The organism is Elizabethkingia argenteiflava, from assembly GCF_009904105.1.
GTDB classification, from domain to species: Bacteria; Bacteroidota; Bacteroidia; order Flavobacteriales; family Weeksellaceae; genus Elizabethkingia; species Elizabethkingia argenteiflava.
In genome coordinates this window covers 1-304 of the sequence record NZ_JAAABJ010000095.1, presented here as the reverse complement: position 1 = coordinate 304, position 304 = coordinate 1, and the positions used below count along the sequence as shown (strand labels likewise).

The window sequence follows — 304 nt, the reverse complement described above, 5'->3', positions numbered from 1 at the left end:
TCTTCAAAGATACAAATGTAAAAATTGTGGATTTAATTTTACGGTATATAAAGAGTGGGTGAATATTCAAAAACAATCAAAAAAAAGCGATTCAACTTTATCTTGAAGGCTTGGGCTTTAGATCAATCGGCAGGATTTTAGACGTTAGCAATGTCACTATTTTGAATTGGATTCGTATTTTTGGTCAAGAAGTACAATCATTGCAATGTGAATCTAAGGAAATAAAAGTGGTAGAGTTAGATGAAATGCACACTTATATAGGGCGTAAAAAAAACACTGTTGGATCTGGATTGCTGTTGATAGA

1 pseudogene is annotated in these 304 nt (G+C 32.2%); it reads left to right on the top strand.

The features are described from left to right. Positions 1-304, top strand: a pseudogene (locus GNY06_RS13910) (IS1 family transposase); the annotation flags it as partial.